This window comes from Natronolimnobius sp. AArcel1 (assembly GCF_011043775.1).
GTDB lineage: Archaea > Halobacteriota > Halobacteria > Halobacteriales > Natrialbaceae > Natronolimnobius.
Genome location: NZ_JAAKXY010000002.1, coordinates 78,221 through 97,952 on the forward strand (window position 1 = coordinate 78,221; position 19,732 = coordinate 97,952).

20 protein-coding genes are annotated in these 19,732 nt (G+C 61.6%); 10 read left to right on the top strand and 10 right to left on the bottom strand.

Features of this window, described 5'->3' with window-relative positions; translation table 11 throughout:
- From G6M89_RS04445 to G6M89_RS04455, 3 genes are all read right to left on the bottom strand, one after another.
- Positions 1-1,875 (bottom strand): ATP-binding protein, encoded by a 1,875-nt coding sequence (locus G6M89_RS04445; protein WP_165160607.1) that lies wholly within the window; start codon positions 1,873-1,875, stop codon positions 1-3.
- A gap of 120 nt (positions 1,876-1,995) precedes the next feature.
- Positions 1,996-2,772: a cohesin domain-containing protein gene (locus G6M89_RS04450; protein ID WP_165160608.1), complete on the bottom strand. Its 777-nt coding sequence runs from the start codon at positions 2,770-2,772 to the stop codon at positions 1,996-1,998.
- A 155-nt stretch (positions 2,773-2,927) separates the two neighbouring features.
- Entirely contained in the window at positions 2,928-3,557 is a 630-nt protein-coding gene (locus G6M89_RS04455) for a hypothetical protein (RefSeq protein WP_165160609.1), read from the bottom strand.
- A gap of 364 nt (positions 3,558-3,921) precedes the next feature.
- Here G6M89_RS04455 and G6M89_RS04460 point away from each other — a divergent pair, with 364 nt between their 5' ends.
- Positions 3,922-4,296 (top strand): hypothetical protein, encoded by a 375-nt coding sequence (locus G6M89_RS04460; protein ID WP_165161294.1) that lies wholly within the window; start codon positions 3,922-3,924, stop codon positions 4,294-4,296.
- A 23-nt stretch (positions 4,297-4,319) separates the two neighbouring features.
- Here G6M89_RS04460 and G6M89_RS04465 read toward each other — a convergent pair whose 3' ends face one another.
- Positions 4,320-5,606 (bottom strand): DNA double-strand break repair nuclease NurA, encoded by a 1,287-nt coding sequence (locus G6M89_RS04465; protein WP_165160610.1) that lies wholly within the window; start codon positions 5,604-5,606, stop codon positions 4,320-4,322.
- Between the two features lie 103 nt (positions 5,607-5,709).
- The gene (locus G6M89_RS04470) at positions 5,710-6,879 is read right to left on the bottom strand and encodes a M48 family metalloprotease (protein ID WP_165160611.1); all 1,170 of its coding nucleotides are present in this window, start codon (positions 6,877-6,879) and stop codon (positions 5,710-5,712) included.
- 154 nt (positions 6,880-7,033) lie between these two features.
- Between G6M89_RS04470 and gpmI the strand changes: the two genes are divergently transcribed.
- From gpmI to G6M89_RS04485, 3 genes are all read left to right on the top strand, one after another.
- Positions 7,034-8,557 (top strand): 2,3-bisphosphoglycerate-independent phosphoglycerate mutase, encoded by a 1,524-nt coding sequence (gpmI, locus tag G6M89_RS04475; protein WP_165160612.1) that lies wholly within the window; start codon positions 7,034-7,036, stop codon positions 8,555-8,557.
- Positions 8,558-8,640: 83 nt separating this feature from the next.
- Positions 8,641-9,936, top strand: a complete 1,296-nt coding sequence (locus G6M89_RS04480; RefSeq protein ID WP_165160613.1) for an O-acetylhomoserine aminocarboxypropyltransferase/cysteine synthase family protein — start codon at positions 8,641-8,643, stop codon at positions 9,934-9,936.
- Positions 9,937-10,008: 72 nt separating this feature from the next.
- A complete protein-coding gene (locus G6M89_RS04485) occupies positions 10,009-10,404 on the top strand; it encodes a hypothetical protein (protein ID WP_165160614.1) in 396 nt (131 codons plus the stop codon).
- A 73-nt stretch (positions 10,405-10,477) separates the two neighbouring features.
- On the opposite strand, the gene G6M89_RS04490 is transcribed toward G6M89_RS04485, so the two are convergent.
- Positions 10,478-10,747: a hypothetical protein gene (locus tag G6M89_RS04490; RefSeq protein WP_165160530.1), complete on the bottom strand. Its 270-nt coding sequence runs from the start codon at positions 10,745-10,747 to the stop codon at positions 10,478-10,480.
- 269 nt (positions 10,748-11,016) lie between these two features.
- Here G6M89_RS04490 and G6M89_RS04495 point away from each other — a divergent pair, with 269 nt between their 5' ends.
- On the top strand, positions 11,017-11,604 hold the full coding sequence (locus G6M89_RS04495) for a DUF5813 family protein (protein WP_165160615.1): 588 nt from the start codon (positions 11,017-11,019) through the stop codon (positions 11,602-11,604).
- Positions 11,605-11,633: 29 nt separating this feature from the next.
- Here the strand turns inward: G6M89_RS04495 and G6M89_RS04500 are convergent, their stop codons facing one another.
- Positions 11,634-11,864 (bottom strand): Lrp/AsnC family transcriptional regulator, encoded by a 231-nt coding sequence (locus G6M89_RS04500; RefSeq protein ID WP_165160616.1) that lies wholly within the window; start codon positions 11,862-11,864, stop codon positions 11,634-11,636.
- On the bottom strand, positions 11,864-12,613 hold the full coding sequence (locus tag G6M89_RS04505; protein ID WP_165160617.1) for a TrkA family potassium uptake protein: 750 nt from the start codon (positions 12,611-12,613) through the stop codon (positions 11,864-11,866). The genes G6M89_RS04500 and G6M89_RS04505 overlap by 1 nt, the downstream gene beginning before the upstream one ends.
- A 168-nt stretch (positions 12,614-12,781) precedes the next feature.
- Here G6M89_RS04505 and G6M89_RS04510 point away from each other — a divergent pair, with 168 nt between their 5' ends.
- The gene (locus G6M89_RS04510) at positions 12,782-13,012 is read left to right on the top strand and encodes an Lrp/AsnC ligand binding domain-containing protein (protein ID WP_165160618.1); all 231 of its coding nucleotides are present in this window, start codon (positions 12,782-12,784) and stop codon (positions 13,010-13,012) included.
- A gap of 363 nt (positions 13,013-13,375) precedes the next feature.
- Here the strand turns inward: G6M89_RS04510 and G6M89_RS04515 are convergent, their stop codons facing one another.
- Both G6M89_RS04515 and tmk read right to left on the bottom strand, forming a co-directional pair.
- Complete coding sequence (locus G6M89_RS04515) at positions 13,376-14,434, bottom strand: thiamine pyrophosphate-dependent dehydrogenase E1 component subunit alpha (protein ID WP_165160619.1); 1,059 nt, start codon at positions 14,432-14,434, stop codon at positions 13,376-13,378.
- A gap of 53 nt (positions 14,435-14,487) precedes the next feature.
- Positions 14,488-15,090, bottom strand: a complete 603-nt coding sequence (gene tmk, locus G6M89_RS04520; protein WP_165160620.1) for a dTMP kinase — start codon at positions 15,088-15,090, stop codon at positions 14,488-14,490.
- A 118-nt stretch (positions 15,091-15,208) separates the two neighbouring features.
- Between tmk and G6M89_RS04525 the strand changes: the two genes are divergently transcribed.
- The 4 genes from G6M89_RS04525 (at position 15,209) to cofG (ending at position 19,708) form a co-directional block, all read left to right on the top strand.
- Positions 15,209-16,096: a complex I NDUFA9 subunit family protein gene (locus G6M89_RS04525; RefSeq protein WP_165160621.1), complete on the top strand. Its 888-nt coding sequence runs from the start codon at positions 15,209-15,211 to the stop codon at positions 16,094-16,096.
- Between the two features lie 351 nt (positions 16,097-16,447).
- Complete coding sequence (locus G6M89_RS04530; protein WP_165160622.1) at positions 16,448-17,629, top strand: tubulin/FtsZ family protein; 1,182 nt, start codon at positions 16,448-16,450, stop codon at positions 17,627-17,629.
- A gap of 156 nt (positions 17,630-17,785) precedes the next feature.
- On the top strand, positions 17,786-18,463 hold the full coding sequence (gene cofC, locus G6M89_RS04535) for a 2-phospho-L-lactate guanylyltransferase (RefSeq protein WP_165160623.1): 678 nt from the start codon (positions 17,786-17,788) through the stop codon (positions 18,461-18,463).
- A gap of 69 nt (positions 18,464-18,532) precedes the next feature.
- A complete protein-coding gene (gene cofG / locus G6M89_RS04540) occupies positions 18,533-19,708 on the top strand; it encodes a 7,8-didemethyl-8-hydroxy-5-deazariboflavin synthase subunit CofG (protein WP_165160624.1) in 1,176 nt (391 codons plus the stop codon).
- The last annotated feature ends 24 nt before the right edge of the window (positions 19,709-19,732 follow it).

The following is a 19,732-nucleotide window of genomic DNA, read 5'->3' on the forward strand; positions in this document are numbered from 1 at the left end:
TCAGTCCCGGCCGTGTCGGGTCAGACATTTCGGCAGGCCGATCAGTTCCACGGGTTCGGAGTTATCGGGCGAGTAGACGACCATCTGGCCTTTCTCCATGTAGGGGACTTTGGACTCGAGGTTACTCGGAATATTGACGCTCTTGATGGCGTCCTCGTCGCCCAGATTCAACACGACGGTCGTATTAATCTGCTTGAAGACCGCGTCGTCGATGTCCTGGGGATCCTGTGTGATGAGAAAGAGCCCGAGTCGCTCCTTGCGGCCCTGTTTGGCGGCTTCGGTGAACTTTTTGATGACCTTGCCCGCCTGCACGCTGTCTGCGTCGGTGAGGAAGTTGTGGGCCTCGTCCATCCCGAGCACGAGCGGTGTCTCCTTGATCCGGTCGTAGGTCGGGTCGTTCGAGAGTTTCTGGTCGATCAGCAGCGAGGAGAGCGCGAGCACAACGGCCTCAGCGGCCCGCGTATCGTTGATGTGGTAGGTTGGGACGACCGAGAGGCCACCCGGACGAACGAAGTCGTGAATCAGATCCGTAATCGGCCGCGCATCCTGATCGAAGATGTGACCGAATCCGAGGACACGCCGCCGGACGGCGTCGAACGTGGCCTCGTGGACGCGCCCGGATTCGTCTAACTCCTCGCGCAGCGCCGGGTCGTCGAGGAAGGTCGTGAACTCGTCGTAGGTCGCGTCTCCACCGTACTGCTTACGGAATCTGGGCAACAGGACACTCACGAGTGCGCCGTACTGGTTGTCGTTCAACCCGCTGCCGGCGACCAGCCACGGGTTTTCGTGAACCATCGCAAACGGAATCGTGAACTCGACTTGCTCCGCGCGGTGGTGACCCGCCGCGTACGAGGCCGAGCCGACTTTCGGGATAAACGCCGTCGTGTCGTCGATGCCGCCGTAGGCGACCCCCTCGCGCTCGAGGCGGCGTGCGAACTCGCTGTCCAGATCGGGATTGTCGTCGTGCATCTGGGCGTACTCGTCTTGCGGGTCGAACTGGACGACCGCGGGCTGGACGGAGCGGCCGTCTTCCATCGGGTAGGTTCGCTCCTCGGCGAGATACTGGCGCAGAATGTTCTTCGCGCCGTGGGTCTTGCCCGACCCCGTCCCGCCGGCGATCAGCGAGTGGCGGAAGACGAGCGGGTCGCCCGAGTCGTAGTCGTCTTTGAGTCGGTAGTCGATAGTTGGGGGCGACGCAGCGGTTCGGACCTTCTCGCCACCGACGGAAAGGTGACCCAGAAAAACGCCCTCTTCGGGCATCTTGAGGCCTGTTTTGATCTGCTCGCTATCGGTCGCCTGCTGGACGACAGTCTGGGGTTTCGGGACTCGGTCGGTCATGCGGCGCTTGAGTTCGCCATCATCGTCGTAGAGAACAGCGACAGGCTCGAGTTCGGCGACGAACTTGTAATCGGCTTCCTCGACGCCCTCGGTTCGCATCGCGCGCCGAGCGTGGATCTCCGTCGCGTCGTCAGCGTGGTACTGCTGGGCGTACTCGAGGCCGATGATTCGGCAGAACAGTGTTTCACCATCGGGATACGGCGCGACGAGGTAGCTCCCGATGCGGATCGAGGAGCGATTCCCGCGCGTGATGTAGGCTCGCAGCGTCGTCTCGTCGCCGTCTTCGGCGACGCGAAGTCCCTGAGAAACGCAGACGGCACCGATGCCAACGTCATCGCCGCGGGGGTCGACTGCGGTCGTCTCGAACGCGTCGGTCGTCTCCTCCGTTGCCGAGTCCGTGTCTCCGCTCGAGGAGGTAGATTCTGCGGGGGTCGCAGTTGCCGACGGATCGGCCGAATGTCCGGCGTCGACGTCGTCTGCGCCGGAATCGGACGCCGGGTCGGCGTCGTACTCGCCGAAGTCTCCCAGATCAGTCATATCAGTCCCATCCGTCCCAGTCCTCAAACACGTTTCCCTCCAGTCGCGGTGAGTGTCACCCTGGGATATTGACTCGAGATCGGTCACGAGTGACCGAATACGGGACTCGCAAGCACAGCATCAGGACCGATAACGGCGAGCGACGACCACGGCACCGAGTGCAATAGCGAAGGCACCGACGCTTGCGCCCAGTAGTGGCGGCCAACTCGAGTCGAACCGGTCAGCCCCGTCGGTCGACGATGGATTGCCGACTCCCTCCTCGAGGTCGAACTCGCCTGGATCTGGGTGGTCAAACGGCTCGCGGTCCTTGTCAGTTTCCTCGCCGTCAACCGTCACCGTTGGCGAGTCATCGACGACGGCGATTGGCCAGTCATCCTCGAGAGCGGCATCGCTGTCGCCGAAGGCGATTGATGTCGTCGTCGCTGGGGCATCCTCGGCAACGTCGACAGTGAGCGTTGCGAGCGTGTCGACGCCGGTTGCGCCACCGCTGTCGCGTGTCTGCTCGAGGATGACCGTCCCGCTCTCGTTTTCGATCGTGCCCGCAGTCTCGACGTTGGCTCCGTCCTCGCCCTCGAGCCACGGGCCGCGTTCGACTGCTGTGACCTCGAGAATTTCGGGATCGAACTGCCCGACGAGTGTGACGCCATCGAGTCCGGTGTCGCCGTGGCCGCCCTCACTCTGGAGGACGACCTCGAGTTCGATCGTCTCACCGGGTTCGACCGTCTGTTCTTCGGGTTCGGCCCAGATGATCGCAACCTGATCGGCACCGCTTGCCGGGCCGACCCCAACGCCAGCGAGGCCGACGATCAGTCCACAGATGAGGACGCTGACGAGTAGCCCAGCGCGTTGGCTGGACCCAGTGCTCGAGGAGACGGTGCGTTCGCTTGAGCGGGTCATCGACGGTGACACCTCAGTACTGTGTCGGTGACGTGGAGAGAACACCGCAAATTTGGGTGTCGAGCTGCCGACTCCATTATTAATACTCGGCGCTGGATCTCCTTCAGTGTCTCGAGACAACTACAAAACAAGAGAACGCGGCGGTACGCGGGGAGTTATCGGACGAGTGCGATCGGTTCGGTTTTCTCGGTTGGGAAGACAGTGTGTTGCTCGTAGTCGTACTCGATTGCACCGACATCAGCGAGTGCGGGCAGGTGCGAGTGGTGGAGTTCGATTGTAACCTGCTCGATATTCGAGGGGAACGCCGGAGCCTGTCCAGCGAGTTCCGTCGCGATTTCGGTCAGTGACTGCGTGGACTCGGCGGCTGCAAGCGACTCGAGCAGGTGCAATCGACCGGGGTGGACGACACGCTCTAAGAGTTGTTCCTCGTCGGCAGCCGTCTCGAGAACTGCCGTAAGCGCGGCTGGATCGAGGATGGGGTCATCGACGAGCGTGACGCCGTCATCATGGCCCCAGTCGATGAGGCCAGCCGCTGCCATCCGTGGAAGGTGGTTGTGCACCAACGAGATGCGAACGTTGTGACGGGCCTCACCGTCAGAAACGTCGGTCGATTCATGCTCGAGGACTGCCGTCGTCAGTTCAGTGAGCGATAGCCGCGTCTCAGGTGAGAGTTGCTCGAGGAGACGAACGCGGCGTGGGTGACGGAGCACGTCGTACTGATCGGTCGACACGTCACCGAGTGGGCCGGGTTCGTTTGAACCGCCGCGATGAACGTCCGAACTCATTATACCTGCCAAAGATACCAATGGGCATAAGACCGGTTCCAAAACGATTTGGGTCTTAGAGATGATAGTACTCGTGTACGTGACTATCCTGAGAGTCAACTGACGAAAGAAACCCTGGAATACTGGTTCGTAAGGCGGTGACACTCAAGTATACGTTTTACGTGTCAATAGAACTAGCAAGTTTTGCCGACCGGGTTACACCTGCCAGCGTGAGCCAGAACAATGTCCCTTGCCCACTGATCCTGCCGCCTCACCAACTGCACTCATGGATGAACTCTGAACTATTGGTATGGAACTAGTGAGTTGTATGACGACTGTTGACATGGTCGCGGCATTTTTGGCACCACACGTCCTCTCTAGACGCATGCACATAGTGCGCGGTCAGGCCGGCGGGACTGAACTCACCGGAACGCTGTACGAACGGGGTGAACAGGCCCCCTCGTTCAGCGGTGCACCGGATCAAGACGCCGCGTACGTCTGGATCTGCGACGAGTTCTACGAAGTCGACAGCGGTGGCTCGATCCAGCAACTTGAGGACCGCGAGATCAATCTCGCGTTCGAATCACCGCTCCCACGAGGGTTCGACACGAAAGAACAAGCGCTCGAGTGTGCCAAAGAGCACATCCGCACCCAGTTCGCTCGAATCGGCATCAATCCGTCGGACGTCGAACTCGAGGTTGAGACCGACGCCGACACCGAATCGGCGACCGATCCCGACGAACAGTCGGTCGAACGATAGTAGCGTTTCAGTGCCAAACAGTACTAGTACTGTTCAGCCGAGTCCGCCCACCGATGGTCGTCGTAGCTGCGGTCCTGACTCGTGTCGAACTGCTCTTCGAAGGACTCACAGAGTGACCGCTTCTCGGGGTTGCGAATCCGGGCGAGTTCGTCTGCCTTCTCGATGATCGTCGGCGGGCCGTGAGCGATTGCTACGTCCTGTAACACCTGCATCGTCAGCGCCTCGCGAATCTCCTCGTCACGGGTGAACGCGTACGGCGCTTCGACTCGATAGCACAGATCATCGCGCGGATCGTAGACGACGAAGAAGGTGACTTCGTACGCCTCGAGATCGCGTTCACGCTCGACGCCGAGTGCGTTGCCGGTTCGGGACATCACCCCGTCGACGCCGCCGCGAGAACGGAACCAGTTCGTATAGGTTAGCGCGGACGTGTCCCGTTCCCAGCGTTGTCCATCGACATCATCGACGTACTCGCCGCGCTCGAGCAATCGAGTAAAGAGCGCCGCGTCGTTGGCCCAGGGAACGCTGAGTTCTGCCTTACGCTTCTGTTTGAGCGTACGCGTAATGACACCAGTTGCAGGATTCTTCACGAATCCGATCAATGGCACCTCGCGGTCGACGAACTCCTCGACCAGCCGCACGTAGTTCTCGAGCACTGTCGTCGGCCGCGGGTCCTCGAGCAGGAAGTCCGCGAGATCGGGGTGCTGGTCGGCCCAGCGAAGCAACCCGCGCGGGTAGAGTGGCCCATCGAGGACGAGCAAATCCTCGACCTCGTCGGCATGATCGCGGGCGTGCGTACTCTCGGCGAGATAGAGTGCGAGCGCGTGAACAACGCCCTCGGCAAACCGCGGCAGCGGCGGGATTTTCACGGCTCGGCTGCGGCTGAAGCCCTCATCAAATTTGCCCCAGGTTTCGTCGACGGCCATCGTCTCGTCGTTCGAGTGGACCGTCGCGACAACGGTTCTCGAGCGGTGCAAGTCGAGATCCGAGGGCGTGGCGCTCATCGCCGCCTGCGCGATGTCGATGACCAGCCCGTTCTTGAACGTCGTCGGGTTGATCGTCCCCGCGTCGAGGCCGTGTTGGGTCGGAAACTCTCGGTCCCGCAGCGCCACATCCTCGCAGTCGACCAGCCGAAGCGACTGCTCACCGATGGGGTTGACGATTGTCCGCCCATCTCGAGCGATGAGCGGGTCGAGGAACTGCTCCCAGACGGTTTCAGCAAAGGCGCGGCGGTCGCTCGCATCGGCACCGTGATCGATCCGTCCCGCGAGTTGGGCGATGCCGTCGAAGTGAACCGGATCGAGCGTCATACACACTGGCGCTCAGTCCACTCGCAAAAAGTCAGCGGTCAGCGGTCGGTCGCCGGTGGTCGATGGTCAGCGGTCGACTATTGACACCCGACTCGCCACGTACTTACCGCGAGTTGGCGGCTGTCGCCCGCAACTGCTCGATTCGGCGCTCGAGCGAGGGGTGATCGACGGCCGCTCCCGCAGCACTGGCCGAGGATTGTGCGCCCCACTCGAGGACGTCCGCGACCGGCGCAAAGAGCGTGCTCTCGTGGATGCAGCCGATGAGCCAGACCTGATCGAGGAGGCGAACGGAGAGATGGCGCTCCGGTCGCGAGACGAGGTCGGTCGCATACGGCAGGAACGAGACGGCCAAGACGCCGTGATTGCGCGCCCGGGCGTCGACATCGGTTGGCGAGCGATCAGACAGCGTCTCGAGGGCGCTCGCAAGCGGTGCGGCTGTCCCAATGAGTTCGACCGCGCCACGGTCGGCAGCGAGTTCCCGGTCGCGCGTGAGCGGGGCCGTCACCGCACCCATCGTGAACTGGAAGAGAGCGACCGCGAGGGTACACAGCCAAAGCGAGAGGACGAGGGCGACGAAGACGAGGACCGAGAACGACTCGCCGAAGGCAAGAAACGAGATGCCGGCGGCAGCCAGCCCGTACGTTGCGAGCACGCCAGCCTCGACGTTGATCGGCTTCGCGCCAAACGTCGGCAAGGCCAGCAACAGGAGCTGAAAGAGGACGTTGTTGAGCACGAACACGCCACAGATGACTGTCATCAGCGTGCTATCCCGATTGCTCGCGTGGGCGAGTTCGTGGGCCAACACGGCCTCGAGTTCGTCGTCTGCGAGCGCATCACGAAGCCCCGTCGTTACGACGAGGACGGCATTGCTCGAGCGGCCAACGAGAAACGAGTTCGGCACCGACGCCTCGGCGAGGACGACATCCGGTGCAGGCACGTCGGCCTGTTTCGCAAGCCGTGTCACGCGCGCCTCAAGGTCGGGATCGCGACTGGCCAGGTCCTCGTCGAGGAACTCGCGTGGATCGAGCCAGCGCCGCGAGAGGCTGTACGTTCCGGCGATCAAAAGCGGCGTGAGCACGCCGATCCAGACGAGCCACGGGACGGCGAGCAGGGAGTTTGCAGCCGAGAGGCCAAGGCCAGCAAACAGATGAGAGACGGCGCGAATCGCAGCGGTGATACCAGCGGCAAGGACCGCGTACGGGCCGAGGATGAGACACAGCCCGAGCGCGAGTCGGAGCTGCAGGCGACGGCCCGGCGAGAGTAGACGACTCATTGGTGCATGCATTCAGCGCGAAGACTTAGAAGGCACCGATACCGCAGTCCGTGATTCTTGCGCGCACCGCAAGTCGAGTCTGCGATCCTAACGTGTGCGCGCTCGAGCGCAGCACAACGACAGTTAGTTACGAGCGGCCGGCAACCCGTCGCATATGAACGCTGCGCTGATTATCCTCGACGGCTGGGGACTCGGCGACGGGACGAGCAGAGACGCAGTTGCTGCTGCCGAAACGCCCACCTTCGACCGCCTCGCCGCCGCCGGTGCCGAAGGCTCACTCGAGGTCGCCGGCCGTCGCGTCGGCCTGCCGGACGGACAGATGGGAAACAGCGAGGTCGGCCACCTGAATATCGGGGCCGGCCGCGTCGTCTACCAGGAGTACACCCGCATCGCGGACTCGATTGCAGACGGGTCGTTCCGCGAGAACGACGCGATCAACACGGCCTTCGAGAACGCCCGTGAGAACGGTGGTCGCGTACACTTCATTGGCCTCGTTAGCGACGGCGGCGTCCACGCCGATCAGGAACACCTCCACGGGCTGATTGAACTCGCCGCCGACCGCGGCGTCGAAGCCGTCACCCACGCGATTACGGACGGCCGGGACACCTCGCCCACGGGCGGGCGCGAGTACCTCGCCGCACTCGAGGATGTCGTCGCCGAAAACGGAACTGGCCACGTCGCGACCGTCTCCGGGCGCTACTACGCAATGGACCGCGACCAGAACTGGGAGCGGACGAAACGCGCCTACGACGCCATCGTCGAGCGCGAGGCAACGTACGAAGCCGACTCCGCACTCGAGGCCGTCGAACAGTCCTACGAGCGCGACGAGACCGACGAGTTCGTCGAGCCGACGACGATTCGTGGCCAGCCCGCGCTGCAAGATGGCGATTCAGTCGTCTGGTTCAACTTCCGCTCCGACCGCGCGCGACAGCTGACCCGAATGCTGGCCGATATTCGACCCGAAGACTGGGCGGACGCCCTCGAGACCGAACCGCCGGATGCGGAGGTCGTGATGATGACCCAGTACGACAAGACGTTCGACCTGCCGATTGCGTACCCGCCGAACCAGCCCGAACAGGTGCTTGGCGAGGTGCTCGCCGACGCGGGCAAAACGCAGTTGCGGATCGCCGAATCCGAGAAGTACGCCCACGTCACCTACTTCCTCAATGGTGGCCGCGAGATCGAGTTTGATGGCGAACTCCGCCAGATCGTCGAAAGTCCCGACGTGCCGACCTACGATCGCCAGCCGGAGATGAGTGCCCCCGAGGTGACGGACACGGCGATTGAACACATCGAAGCCGACGATCCGGATACGCTCGTGCTCAACTACGCCAACCCCGATATGGTCGGTCACACCGGCGACTACGAAGCTGCAATCGAGGCCGTCGAAGCCGTCGACACCCAGTTGGGACGCCTCGTCGATGCACTCGAGGACGCGGGCGCACACGTTCTCATCACCGCCGACCACGGCAACGCCGACGATATGGGAACCGAGGAGAACCCGCACACGGCCCACACGTACAACAAGGTGCCGCTCGTGTATCTGGCACCCGACGGCACTGACGGCGGCCGAACCATCCGCGAGGGCGGCACCCTGGCGGATATTGCGCCGACGATGCTCGAGTTGCTCGATATTTCCCAGCCGCCGGAGATGACCGGGGAACTGCTGCTCGAGTAGCAGGATCGAACACCCGGCATACCCCCAGCCGGTGGCAAGTTTCGCCAACACTTATGCTGTTCTGACGTGTGGTGACCGATCACATGAGCGACGATTCCGAAGAGCCAACGCGCGAGTTCGCCACGAACAGCATTCACGCCGGCCAGGAGCCAGATCCGACGACCGGCGCGCGTGCGCCGCCGCTGTATCAGACCACGTCCTATCAGTTCGAGGATACCGAGCACGCGGCCGCGCTGTTCGGCTTAGAGGAAACCGGGAACATCTACTCGCGGATCATGAACCCGACGAACGCGATGTTAGAAGAGCGCATCGCGACGCTCGAGGGCGGCGTCGGCGCACTCGCCACGTCCTCCGGGATGGCCGCGTTTGACCTCGCGACGTTCATTTTGGCGGACGTAGGCGACAACATCGTCTCCTCGTCGTCACTGTATGGTGGCACGTACACCTACCTCACCCATACCGTCGAAAAGCGTGGCGTCGAGACGAAGTTCGTCGACACGCTCGATTACGACGCCTACGAGGAGGCCATCGACGATGACACCGCGTTCGTTCACCTCGAGACAATCGGCAACCCTGCACTCGTCACGCCCGACCTCGAGCGCATCGCGGATATCGCCCACGACCACGACGTACCGCTGTTCGTGGACAACACCTTCGCGACGCCGTCTCTGTGCCGCCCGCTCGAGCACGGCGCGGACCTGGTCTGGCACTCGACCACGAAGTGGCTCCACGGCGCTGGCTCGACCGTCGGTGGCGTGCTGGTTGATGGCGGCTCGTTTGCGTGGGATGAGGGCGACTACCCCGAAATTACGGAGCCGAACCCGGCCTATCACGGGATCAACTTTTACGAGACGTTCGGCGACATGGCATTCTCCGTCGTCGCCCGCACGCGCGGTCTGCGCGATCTGGGTAACCAGCAGTCGCCCTTTGACGCCTGGGTCACGCTCCAGAAACTCGAGTCACTCCCACTCCGAATGGAGAAACATTGCGAGAACGCGCTGGTTGTTGCCGAGTATCTCGAAGATCACGACAAGGTCTCGTGGGTCACCTATCCCGGCCTCGAGAGCCACGAAACGCATGACGAAGCCAGCGAGTATCTCGATGGGGGCTACGGCGGGATGATTACCTTCGGCCTCGAGGGCGGCTACGATGCTGCAGAGACGGTCTGTAACGAGGTCGACCTGTTCAGTCTGCTCGCGAACGTCGGTGACGCGAAGTCGCTGATCATCCATCCCGCGAGTACGACCCACCAGCAACTCTCCGAGGAGGAGAAACTCGCAAGCGGCGTTAGCAACGACCTAGTACGGCTCTCTGTCGGCATCGAGGATCCCGCCGACGTGATCGCTGATCTCGAGGCCGCACTCGAGCAGACGGAGTGAGGCGCTTTCGGTTTGTTTCAGTGGGTAGCACCAGCCCCCGTCATTAAGACGGTTGGCTTCGATGGGGCCAGTATGGCCACTGGGCTACTCACGTCCGAACGGGCAGAACAGATCGTCACGACCTGTCGAACGGCCGTCGGCGACAGTCTCCGGTCAGTCACGTACTTTACGCGTGATGACTTCGAGCAAGTGTACCTGCGTGAGGACCTCGAGCGAGACGCCGACCTCTCGACGTTTATCGGTCACGAGTGGCGCGGCTTCAAAACGGCCCAGACCGCCTATGAAGGGTCGGAGCTGGGCGATTACAACTACACGATTCGGGTGTTCGACAACGGATTTTTGATTCGCGTCACCACCGACACCGATGGCGTGTTCGTCACGACTGACGGACTAACGATGAAAGATTTTGAAGAAGTTGCAACCGCGTTGCGGGCGTTCCTCACCGAACGTAACGACTCTAACGCCTGATTCGGGGCCTCAAAACCACCGTCTCCACGTAAGTGCAAGCGTTCTGCACCCGAACTGGAGAGCGCAGACCGTCTCAATCAGCACCGAGCGACTGCGTTTCGTCCGGGTCGATGTCGGGTTCGTACTCCCTGGCAATCTCGGGTTCGAACCCATCAGTCTCACTCGAGGGCGGAGCGCCGTCGTCGTGGTCCGTGGTGGGTCGGTGCTCACGATGTGGTTCCTGTAGCTGATGATGTCGGTCGTCGCCGCTGGTCGTCATCGGAAGTCCAGAACCGAGTTCGCCATCGACACCGAGAAGACGAGCAAATCGACGCCGTTCAGCAGCACGTTTATCGAGAGACATACCGACAAAACACATCGGTATCCGTTGTAGTAATGGGGTGCATTTGAGGACGAAACCGGTGACTTCGTCGCCGGAAGTGAGTGAAACGATATAGTAACAACTGCAACTATTCACACACTGATCGCCGACCTGTCTGGCGATCAGGTGTGCATTGACTTGCAGTGGCTACTATAGCCAACACGTAGTTCCACTCATCCAAAACTCATAACAGACACATCTGCCACCACACAGCGTAACGCCCTTTTTCGCGACGCCCGTTACAGTCGATAATGACTGCCTGCCCCGACCCCATCAGCGACGAACTCGAGTCCCACGACGCGTTCGAACCGACAGACGCAGACGGCACCTACCGGCTGACGACGACCGTCTTCGAGACGGCCATCACGGCCAGCGATGCCGAGGGCAGACGTGACGGCGAATTCACCGTCACCGTCACCCTCCCAACGCTCGATGCCGCCGTTGCAAACGAAGCCGTCGCTGCCGTCGTCGAAGACGGCTGGTTCGAAACCCTCGAGCGCCGACTCGAGGACGTCTTCACTGTTGCCCATACGAGCACGCACGACGATCCCGTCGTCGAGCGCGACGCCGAATCAGTCACTGTCACGCTCAAGTATCTTGCGTGGGACGCTACCGAGGGCGTCGACGACGCCAAGGCACTCATCGAGTATGTCGAAGGAACCTATGCACAGGGAATTATTCCCGGCTACGAATATCGCGGGCCGGCGGCAACGCTCCTCGAGACTGCCAAAAGTCGCGGCCAGCAAGCAGCTGATGGCAACGGCTCCGAGAACGGCTCCGAGAACGGCTCCGAGAACGGCCCTGGCGGCCCTGGTGGCAGTGGCGGCATGCCGATGTAGCCTCTCGCGACGCACCGAAAAAGGTGGTTCTAATCCATCGCGATATACGTCTGCGTGTCTTCGATCCCCTCGATAGACTGAATCTGTGTCGCCGCGATCTCTTTGACTTCGGCGGGTGTCTCGACACGTGCTTTCGCGATAATATCGACGTCACCGGCGACGATATGCGCCGATTCGACGCCCTCGATTTCGGTGATATCATCTCGTAGTCGATCCGCCTCGCCCGTATTCGCCTTGATCATGACAAATGCAGTAACCATTAGTTGACACCCTCGTTAGACTGGTCCGTCTTATCCGCCGTCTCCGTATCTGCGTCCGCCTCGAGCGCCGCGTTCGTCGCCGCCTCGTGTGTGGATTCACCGACCAGGAGCTGTCGGACGTCGCTCAGCACGTCGAAATCGGCAAGTACGACGACTCGATCACCGACCTCGAGTGATTCGTCATCGTCTGGCAGTGCCAGTTCACCCTCGCGCTTGCCGAACGCGAGCACGCGCGAGTCGGCAGGCAACTCGAGTTCGGTGATTGTGTAGCCGTTGACCGGCGCATCGTCAGTGATGGTCAGTTCGACAACCTGGAGATGCTGGGCGATGTCAGCGATTGCGCGAATCGTCCCGCCGAGTAAGGCGTTTTTCGCGCCGATTGCGCCCAGTCGCTCGGGATAGATGATCTCGTCGACTTCTGCGGCGTACTTGCGGTAAATGCCCTCTCGGTAGGCTTCGTCGATCCGCATCACAGTCCGACAGCCGTAGTGTTTCGCGATCATACACGCGGTGAAGTTGACGTTCAGATCGCCGGTCAGCGCGCCGAATGCATTGGCTTCGGCGATGCCTGCTTCCTCGAGGAGATCCTCTCGAGAGCCGTCGCCCTCGATGACGGAAAATCCCTCGTTGCGAGCGCGTCGACATTTCGGCTCGTCACGCTCGACGAGCGTTACATCGTGGCCCTCCTCACGTAAGACACGCGCCGTACGTAACCCGACTCGTCCAGCGCCAATGATCACGAACCGCATACCCTGTGGTACGCTCGCCCCCGTCAATAACTTTGCCCTGCGTTACCACACCATACCGAAATTGGGCTCCGGATCGCGGTTGAGCCGTGAGTACCTCGGCCGAAATAGGCCACACTCGAGACCCACCGTGCAAACGTTTTAGTCGTGTCATGAAGTACCACACGGTAGATGGTTCACGCGTTTATCATGGTCAAGACAGCCGCCGGGAAGTCCGAGGGACTCCTCGCCAATATCAGGGACTTCGACCGCGCCAGCGACGCTCACATTGTCGCCGGAACCTACGACATCATCGTCGAAGTCGACGCCGAGGAAGTCTATGACATCCTCGAGACCGTCTCCTCGAATATCCAGGGTCTCGAAGGGGTGACCGAGACAAAGACGTATATTGCGATGGACTAAGAACGAAGTTTTGCGCTGCGGGTGCGCTACAGGCGCACCCTCGGCAAAATCTTCAAAAGAGCGCACCGCGCTCTTTTGGACTGGGCGATTCCTTCGGAATCGCTTGCAGTCGGGCGGCGCTGCCGCCCGACGACCTCGCGGGATCTTCGATCCCGCTCAGATTCGATTAAAAGCACTCCTCCTCCCTTCGCTCCGTTCCGTCGCTCACATCAGTCGTCGGCCCGCTCGCTCCCCGTGGTCGCTCGCGGTCGGGAACGGTGTAATAGCCTGCCCTCCCCCGGATCGTGCGCCGCTCGAGATGCTCGCGGCGCACTTACGGCCAGTCTCTTCGACGACTGTCGCTGATAGTCCCTGGTTGGAGGCTCAGTACTCGAGATCGCGAACCTCTGTTCCTGACGCGAACGCCTCGAGCCACGCGCGCTGTTCCGCGAGTCGCGGCGGCATGTCCTCGTAGACGGACTCAAACACGTCATCTGGGTCAGGCAGCGGCGCTGATTCTACTTCGTCGACTGCGTCCTCGAGTTCCGCGTTGGCGTCGGCAACCAGGTTCTCGCGCAGGGCGTCGTCAAGGACGCCCTGATCGCGGAGATAGGTCTCGAATCGCTCGAGCGGATCTGCAGTGCGCCAGTCGGGGAGGTCGGGCGCGTCGTCTCGATAGCGGGATGGATCGTCGCTCGTCGTGTGTGCCCCCTGTCGGTACGTCAGGCTCTCGACGAGGACTGGGTCACCGTTTCGGGCGGCCTCGAGGGCCTCGAGCATGACCGCCTGTACTGCGAGCGGGTCGTTGCCGTCGACGCGGACGCCCTCGAAGCCGTAGGCCTCGGCCTTCTGCGCTAAGGTGGCACTCGCCGTCTGGCGCTCGCGGGGCATCGAAATCGCCCAGCCGTTGTTCTCACAGAAAAAGACGACTGGAGCGTCGAACACCCCCGCGAAATTGAGTCCCTCGTGGAAGTCTCCCTCGGAGGTCGCGCCATCACCAAGATAACAACAGACCGCTGGCGTTTCACCGTCGGGTTCGCTGTCGTACTCGAGTGCCATACCCAACCCAACGGCGTGTGGAATCTGCGTCGCAATCGGCACCGCCTGCGGGAACACGTTCAGGTCGTGCTCGGAGGTGTACTCCGGGTAGCCCCGGCGAAAGCGAAAAATATCGGCCATCGGGACGCCATGGGCCAGTTGCATCGCATTCGAGCGATAGGTCGGCACCAGCCAGTCCGACTCGAGCAAGGCGTGTGCTGCCCCGACCTGCGAGGCTTCCTGTCCACGGAAGGGAGGATAGCCGCTCATCCAGCCACGGCGCTGGAGGGCAACCGCTCGGTCGTCGAACTGGCGGGCACGAACCATATCGCGAAAACACGCGAGCGCGTCGTCGGCGTCGAACCGAGTTGCAGAGAGGTCACGGTCGGCGATAACGCGGTGCATGCCGGCCTGTCACCGGCTGTCGTGAAAGCCGTTTGGCCGGCCGGGTGGAGCGATTACTCTGTGAGTTGCGCAGCCAGTACCTCCTTGACCGACTCGAGGACGGCGTCCGGTTCCTGTGTCGCATCGATGCGGACGAAGCGCTCTGGGTCGTTCTCACGGAGACGTTCGTAGTTGGCCCGCACGTCCGCGAGGTAGTCTGCGTGTTCGAACTTGTTCGTCGCGCCAGCGCGTTCGGCGCCGCGTTCGGGCTCGAGGTCGAGGTAGATCGTCAGATCGGGCGTGATCGAGAACGGCTCGTGGACATCGACGACGTACTGCAGCGGGTCGTCGAGGCCGTAGTCGTTGGCAGCGCGCTCGAGGGTCGCGCCCTGATAGGCAAAGCGAGAATCCGAGTAGCGATCTGAAATCACGACCTCGTCGCGTTCAAGGGCGGGTTTGATGACGCGCTCGAGGTGGGCGGCGTGGTCTGCGGTATAGAGAAAGAGCTCCGCAAGCGAGTCAGCGTCGTCGTCTTTGATCGAGCGATAGACTGCGTCGCCGTACCACGAGTCATTCGTCGGTTCGCGCGTAAAGACTGCCTCGGGATAACGCTCCCGCAAAGCCTCCCAGACCGTCGTTTTGCCGCTACCGTCGAGTCCCTCGAGCGTCACGAGCATGTCCACACGTCCGGGCGGGTGATATTAATGGACTGCTGTTCTGCCCGACTCGCTCGAGGCGTCCAGCCAAACGACGTAGCCGATCAGCTATTTATCGCTACGGCTGTATGTTGGTGGTATGAAGGTCCTCGTCGCTGGCGGTGCCGGCTTCATTGGAACGGCGCTGTGTACGGAACTGCTCGAGCGCGGTCACGAGGTGACGGCACTGTCACGCAATCCTGACAGTGACGACCTCCCGGTGGACATCGACCTCGCGGTCGGCGACGTCAGCGCATACGATTCGATCGAAAGCGCTGTCGACGGCCACGACGCCATCATCAACCTTGTCTCGCCCTCACCGTTGTTTCAGCCCGACGATGATGACCTCTACGAGCGTGTTCACCTCGGCGGCACCGCAAACCTCGTCCGCGCGGCCGAGGATCACGAAGTACCTCGATTCGTTCAGATCAGCGCACTCGGGGCCGATCCCGACGGTCCGACCGATTACATCCGCGCGAAAGGACGGGCTGAAGACGTCGTCACTGACTCCGACCTCTCGTGGACCATCGTTCGCCCCTCGATCGTGTTCGGCGACGGCGCGGAGTTCCTCGAGTTCACAAAGCAGGTGACAACGCCGTACGTAACCGGCCTACCGGGTGGTGGCAAGACGCGTTTCCAGCCAATCTGGGTCGAAGATTTCGTCCCACTGCTTGCCGAGACGCTCGAGGACGACGCCCATATCGGTGAAATACACGAGATCGGTGGCCCACAGATCGTCACGCTCGCGGACGCGACGGAACTCGCGTACGCGGCCGAGGGAAAATCCGTGACGATCGTCCCAATTCCACTCCCAGTGACGAAACTTGGCCTGACTGCGGTCGGTCCCGTTCCATTTGTCCCCTTCGGCCCGGATCAGGCCCGCTCGCTCGAGTTCGATAACACAGTCGCGGACAACGACGTGGGCACGTTCGGTGTCGACGAAACGGAACTACAAACACTCAGTTCGTATCTCGGTGTCTGGGAATAGACTGTTCGTTCCTCCTGCCCACAGTGGCGGTTACGTACTCGAGACGACACAACTCGAGTGGGTCTCGCGCGCAGTTGCTAGAACCAGCGGTAGATCCCATGAAACAAACAATTCATCAGTTTGGTAAGGACATGTTACCGGCAGATAACAGCGTCTTCTCGGTAGAACCAGATTATAAAAGTCGGATGGAGACGACCGCTGTGAGTTCCGATCAACTCACAAAATTGCGGCGGAAATCATCGCTGGCAGCCTATTATGGGAAATAGTACATTGTGTAAGAAATTCAGATCATAGAAAGACTTATGCCCTTCATCACTCTGGTACCAATTCAACGGAGCCCCCTGACAAACAATGAAGTTGGCGATGATCGGATTCGGACAGGCCGGTGGCAAAATCGTCGATCGATTCCTCGATTACGACGATCGAACGAACAGCGGAATCGTCCGTGCGGCGGTCGCTGTTAACTCCGCGAAAGCGGACCTCATCGGGCTGGACAACATTCCACAGGAGAATAGAGTACTCATCGGGCAGGCCCGCGTCAAGGGCCATGGGGTGGGTGCAGACAACGAGCTCGGCGCGGAAGTCGCCGAAGAGGATATCGACGAGGTCCAGAACGCAATCGACCAGATTCCGACGCACGAAGTCGACGCGTTCCTCGTCGTTGCCGGGATGGGTGGCGGTACCGGATCCGGTGGTGCACCCGTCCTCGCGAAACATCTCAAACGGATCTATACGATCCCAGTCTACGGGCTTGGCGTCCTGCCGGGCACGGACGAAGGTGGGATTTACACGCTCAACGCGGCCCGATCCTTCCAGACGTTCGTCCGCGAAGTGGACAACCTGATGGTCTTCGACAACGACTCCTGGCGACAAACCGGTGAGTCCGTCGAAGGCGGCTACGACCAGATTAACGAGGAAATCGTCCGCCGATTCGGCATCCTCTTCGGTGCTGGTGAGGTCGGCGAAGGCGAAGAGGTCGCCGAAAGCGTCGTCGACTCCTCCGAGATTATCAACACCCTCTCGGGTGGCGGTGTCTCGACCGTTGGCTTTGCCAGCGAAGAAGTCGAGTTGAACAGCGGCGGCGGTCTCCTCTCACGATTCACCGGCGATGGAGGCGGGAGCGGCGACAATCTCGACGCTGCAAACACGACCAACCGCATTACGAGTCTCGTTCGCAAGGCCGCACTCGGCCGTCTCACACTCCCGTGTGAGATTGAAGGCACCGAGCGCGCGCTGCTCGTCCTCTCTGGCCCCTCGGAGTACCTGAACCGGAAAGGCATCGAACGCGGGCGGAAATGGCTCGAGGAGGAAACGGGAAGCATGGAAGTCCGTGGTGGCGACTATCCGCGCGACGAGCCGGAAGTCGCAGCCGCCATCCTGCTGTCGGGAGTCACCAACGTCCCGCGCATCAAGCGTCTCCAGCAGGTTGCAATCGAAGCACAGGACAACATCGACGATATCCAACAGGAAAGCGAGGAGAACCTGGAAGAACTCGTCGAAGACGACGAAGACGAACTCGAGCCGCTGTTCTAGGCGGCCTCGAGTCGAGGGCGGCACGTGGCACACCCACGTGAGAGGCGAGAGGAGGTTCGTGTCGGGGGGCACGCGCTACGCTGTGGTGTCGGCGTTTGCGATCGGTTGCACCCGGTTCGACGTTCTTTTGAGGGCAGACTGTGTTCCACGCAACGAATGCGCATCGTCGTGCCGTTCGCTGCAAGCACTCCGAAAACCCGGCTGCAGCCCGTGCTCTCGCCGGCTGAGCGCTCGACGTTTGCAAAGGCAATGCTCGGTGACGTACTCACCGCGCTCACCGACGCCGGTTACGACCCAACGGTACTCGCGACGACGCCACTCGACCTCGAGGCCGAGGCATACAGCCTCGAGTCCGGCGTGCTCGAGGCAGTTTCGGTTGCTGTCGATGAGCGTCCACTCACTGAAGCGGTCAACGCACGGCTTGGCGCAAGCGCGTCCGACCCCGTTGCCGTCGTGATGGCAGATCTTGCGCTTGCGACGCCAGATGCACTCGAGCGACTCTTTGCGACTGACGCAGACGTTGCTATCACACCAGGTCGCGGCAGCGGGACGAACGCACTCGTTGTGCGCCATCCGGACGTTCGAGTCGACTACCATGGCACGTCCTATCTCGATCACTGTGAGAATGCACAAGACGTGGGGGCCAGCCTCGAGATGGTTGATTCGTTTCGGCTGGCGACGGATATCGACGAGCCCGCAGATCTCGTTGAGGTGTTGGTTCACGGTGAAGATGACGCTCGTGCACCAGCCGCGCTTCGAGAGTTCGGATTCGAACTCGCTGAAACGGACGGACGCGTTACGGTCACTCGCCGTGAGTCGCCAGCGTCGAAGTGAGCAGAGTCTACAGTCGGTGTCGGCCCCGAAGTGAAGCGCTTATGTGCGACGCGAGGACACTCCGAGGTAATGATTCCCGGGGCACGCGAGTACGGCGTCGAGATCGAAATCGACGACAGCGCCATCGATGAGGTGCTCGCAGTGACGCCAGCCGATGTCGAGGCCCCGGCGGCGCTGACGTTCGCACGAAACGTATTCATCCCGCTGACGACTGCGTGTCGCTACACCTGTACGTACTGTACCTACTTTGACGCGCCAGGACAGGCCTCGTTGCTCTCGCTCGAGGAGGTTCGCGAAATCTGTGCCCGCGGCGCTGCTGCAGGCTGTACGGAGGCGCTGTTCACCTTCGGTGACGACCCGGATGAGCGCTATACGGAGATTCACGAGCAACTCGAAGCATGGGGCCACGACTCGATTCATACCTACCTGCGCGAGGCCTGCGAGGTCGCCCTCGAGGAAGGACTGCTTCCCCACGCCAATCCCGGTGACCAGACGCGCGAGCAGATGGCAACCGTCGCCGACGTCAACGCGAGTATGGGCGTGATGCTCGAGTCGACTGCCGAAGTCGACGCTCACGCAGGCCCCCGAAAAAAAGAGCCGGGCCAGCGTCTGCGGACCATCAAAAACGCAGGTGAACTCGACGTGGCCTTCACAACGGGCATTCTGGTCGGCATCGGAGAATCCTGGCGCGACCGCGCCGAGAGCCTGCTCGCGATTGCCGAGATGCACGCCCGCTATGATCACATTCAGGAGGTCATCGTCCAGCCAGTCGCAAACAACGAGCGCTGGTCCGAGGGGTCGCCCGACCTCGAGACCATGCGCCGGGTGACGGCAATGGCTCGGGCCGCGTTACCCGAGGAAATTTCGGTGCAGGTGCCGCCGAATCTCGCACCTGCCCGCGAGTTGATCGACTGTGGCGTCGATGATCTTGGGGGTGTCTCGCCGATCACGGACGATCACATCAATCCCGACTACAAGTGGCCCGCACTGCGCGAACTCGAGGAGATTGCGGCAAGCGCGGACCTACCACTCGGCGAGCGACTGCCGGTCTACGAGCGATTCCTTCCCGAGGACCTGCGAACGAATGGATTCGACGGCGTGGCTGCGGATGGGACTGCGGGCGCAACGGACGGCCGTGACCCGACAACAGAGCGCATGTGGATCTCGCCCGTGATCCGGGAGGCCATCGCGGCCGACGATACGGCGGGAGAGCGGTATCGGGACGTCCTCGAGTCAACCCCATAATTTCACCCCCGTACTGTTTGTCGG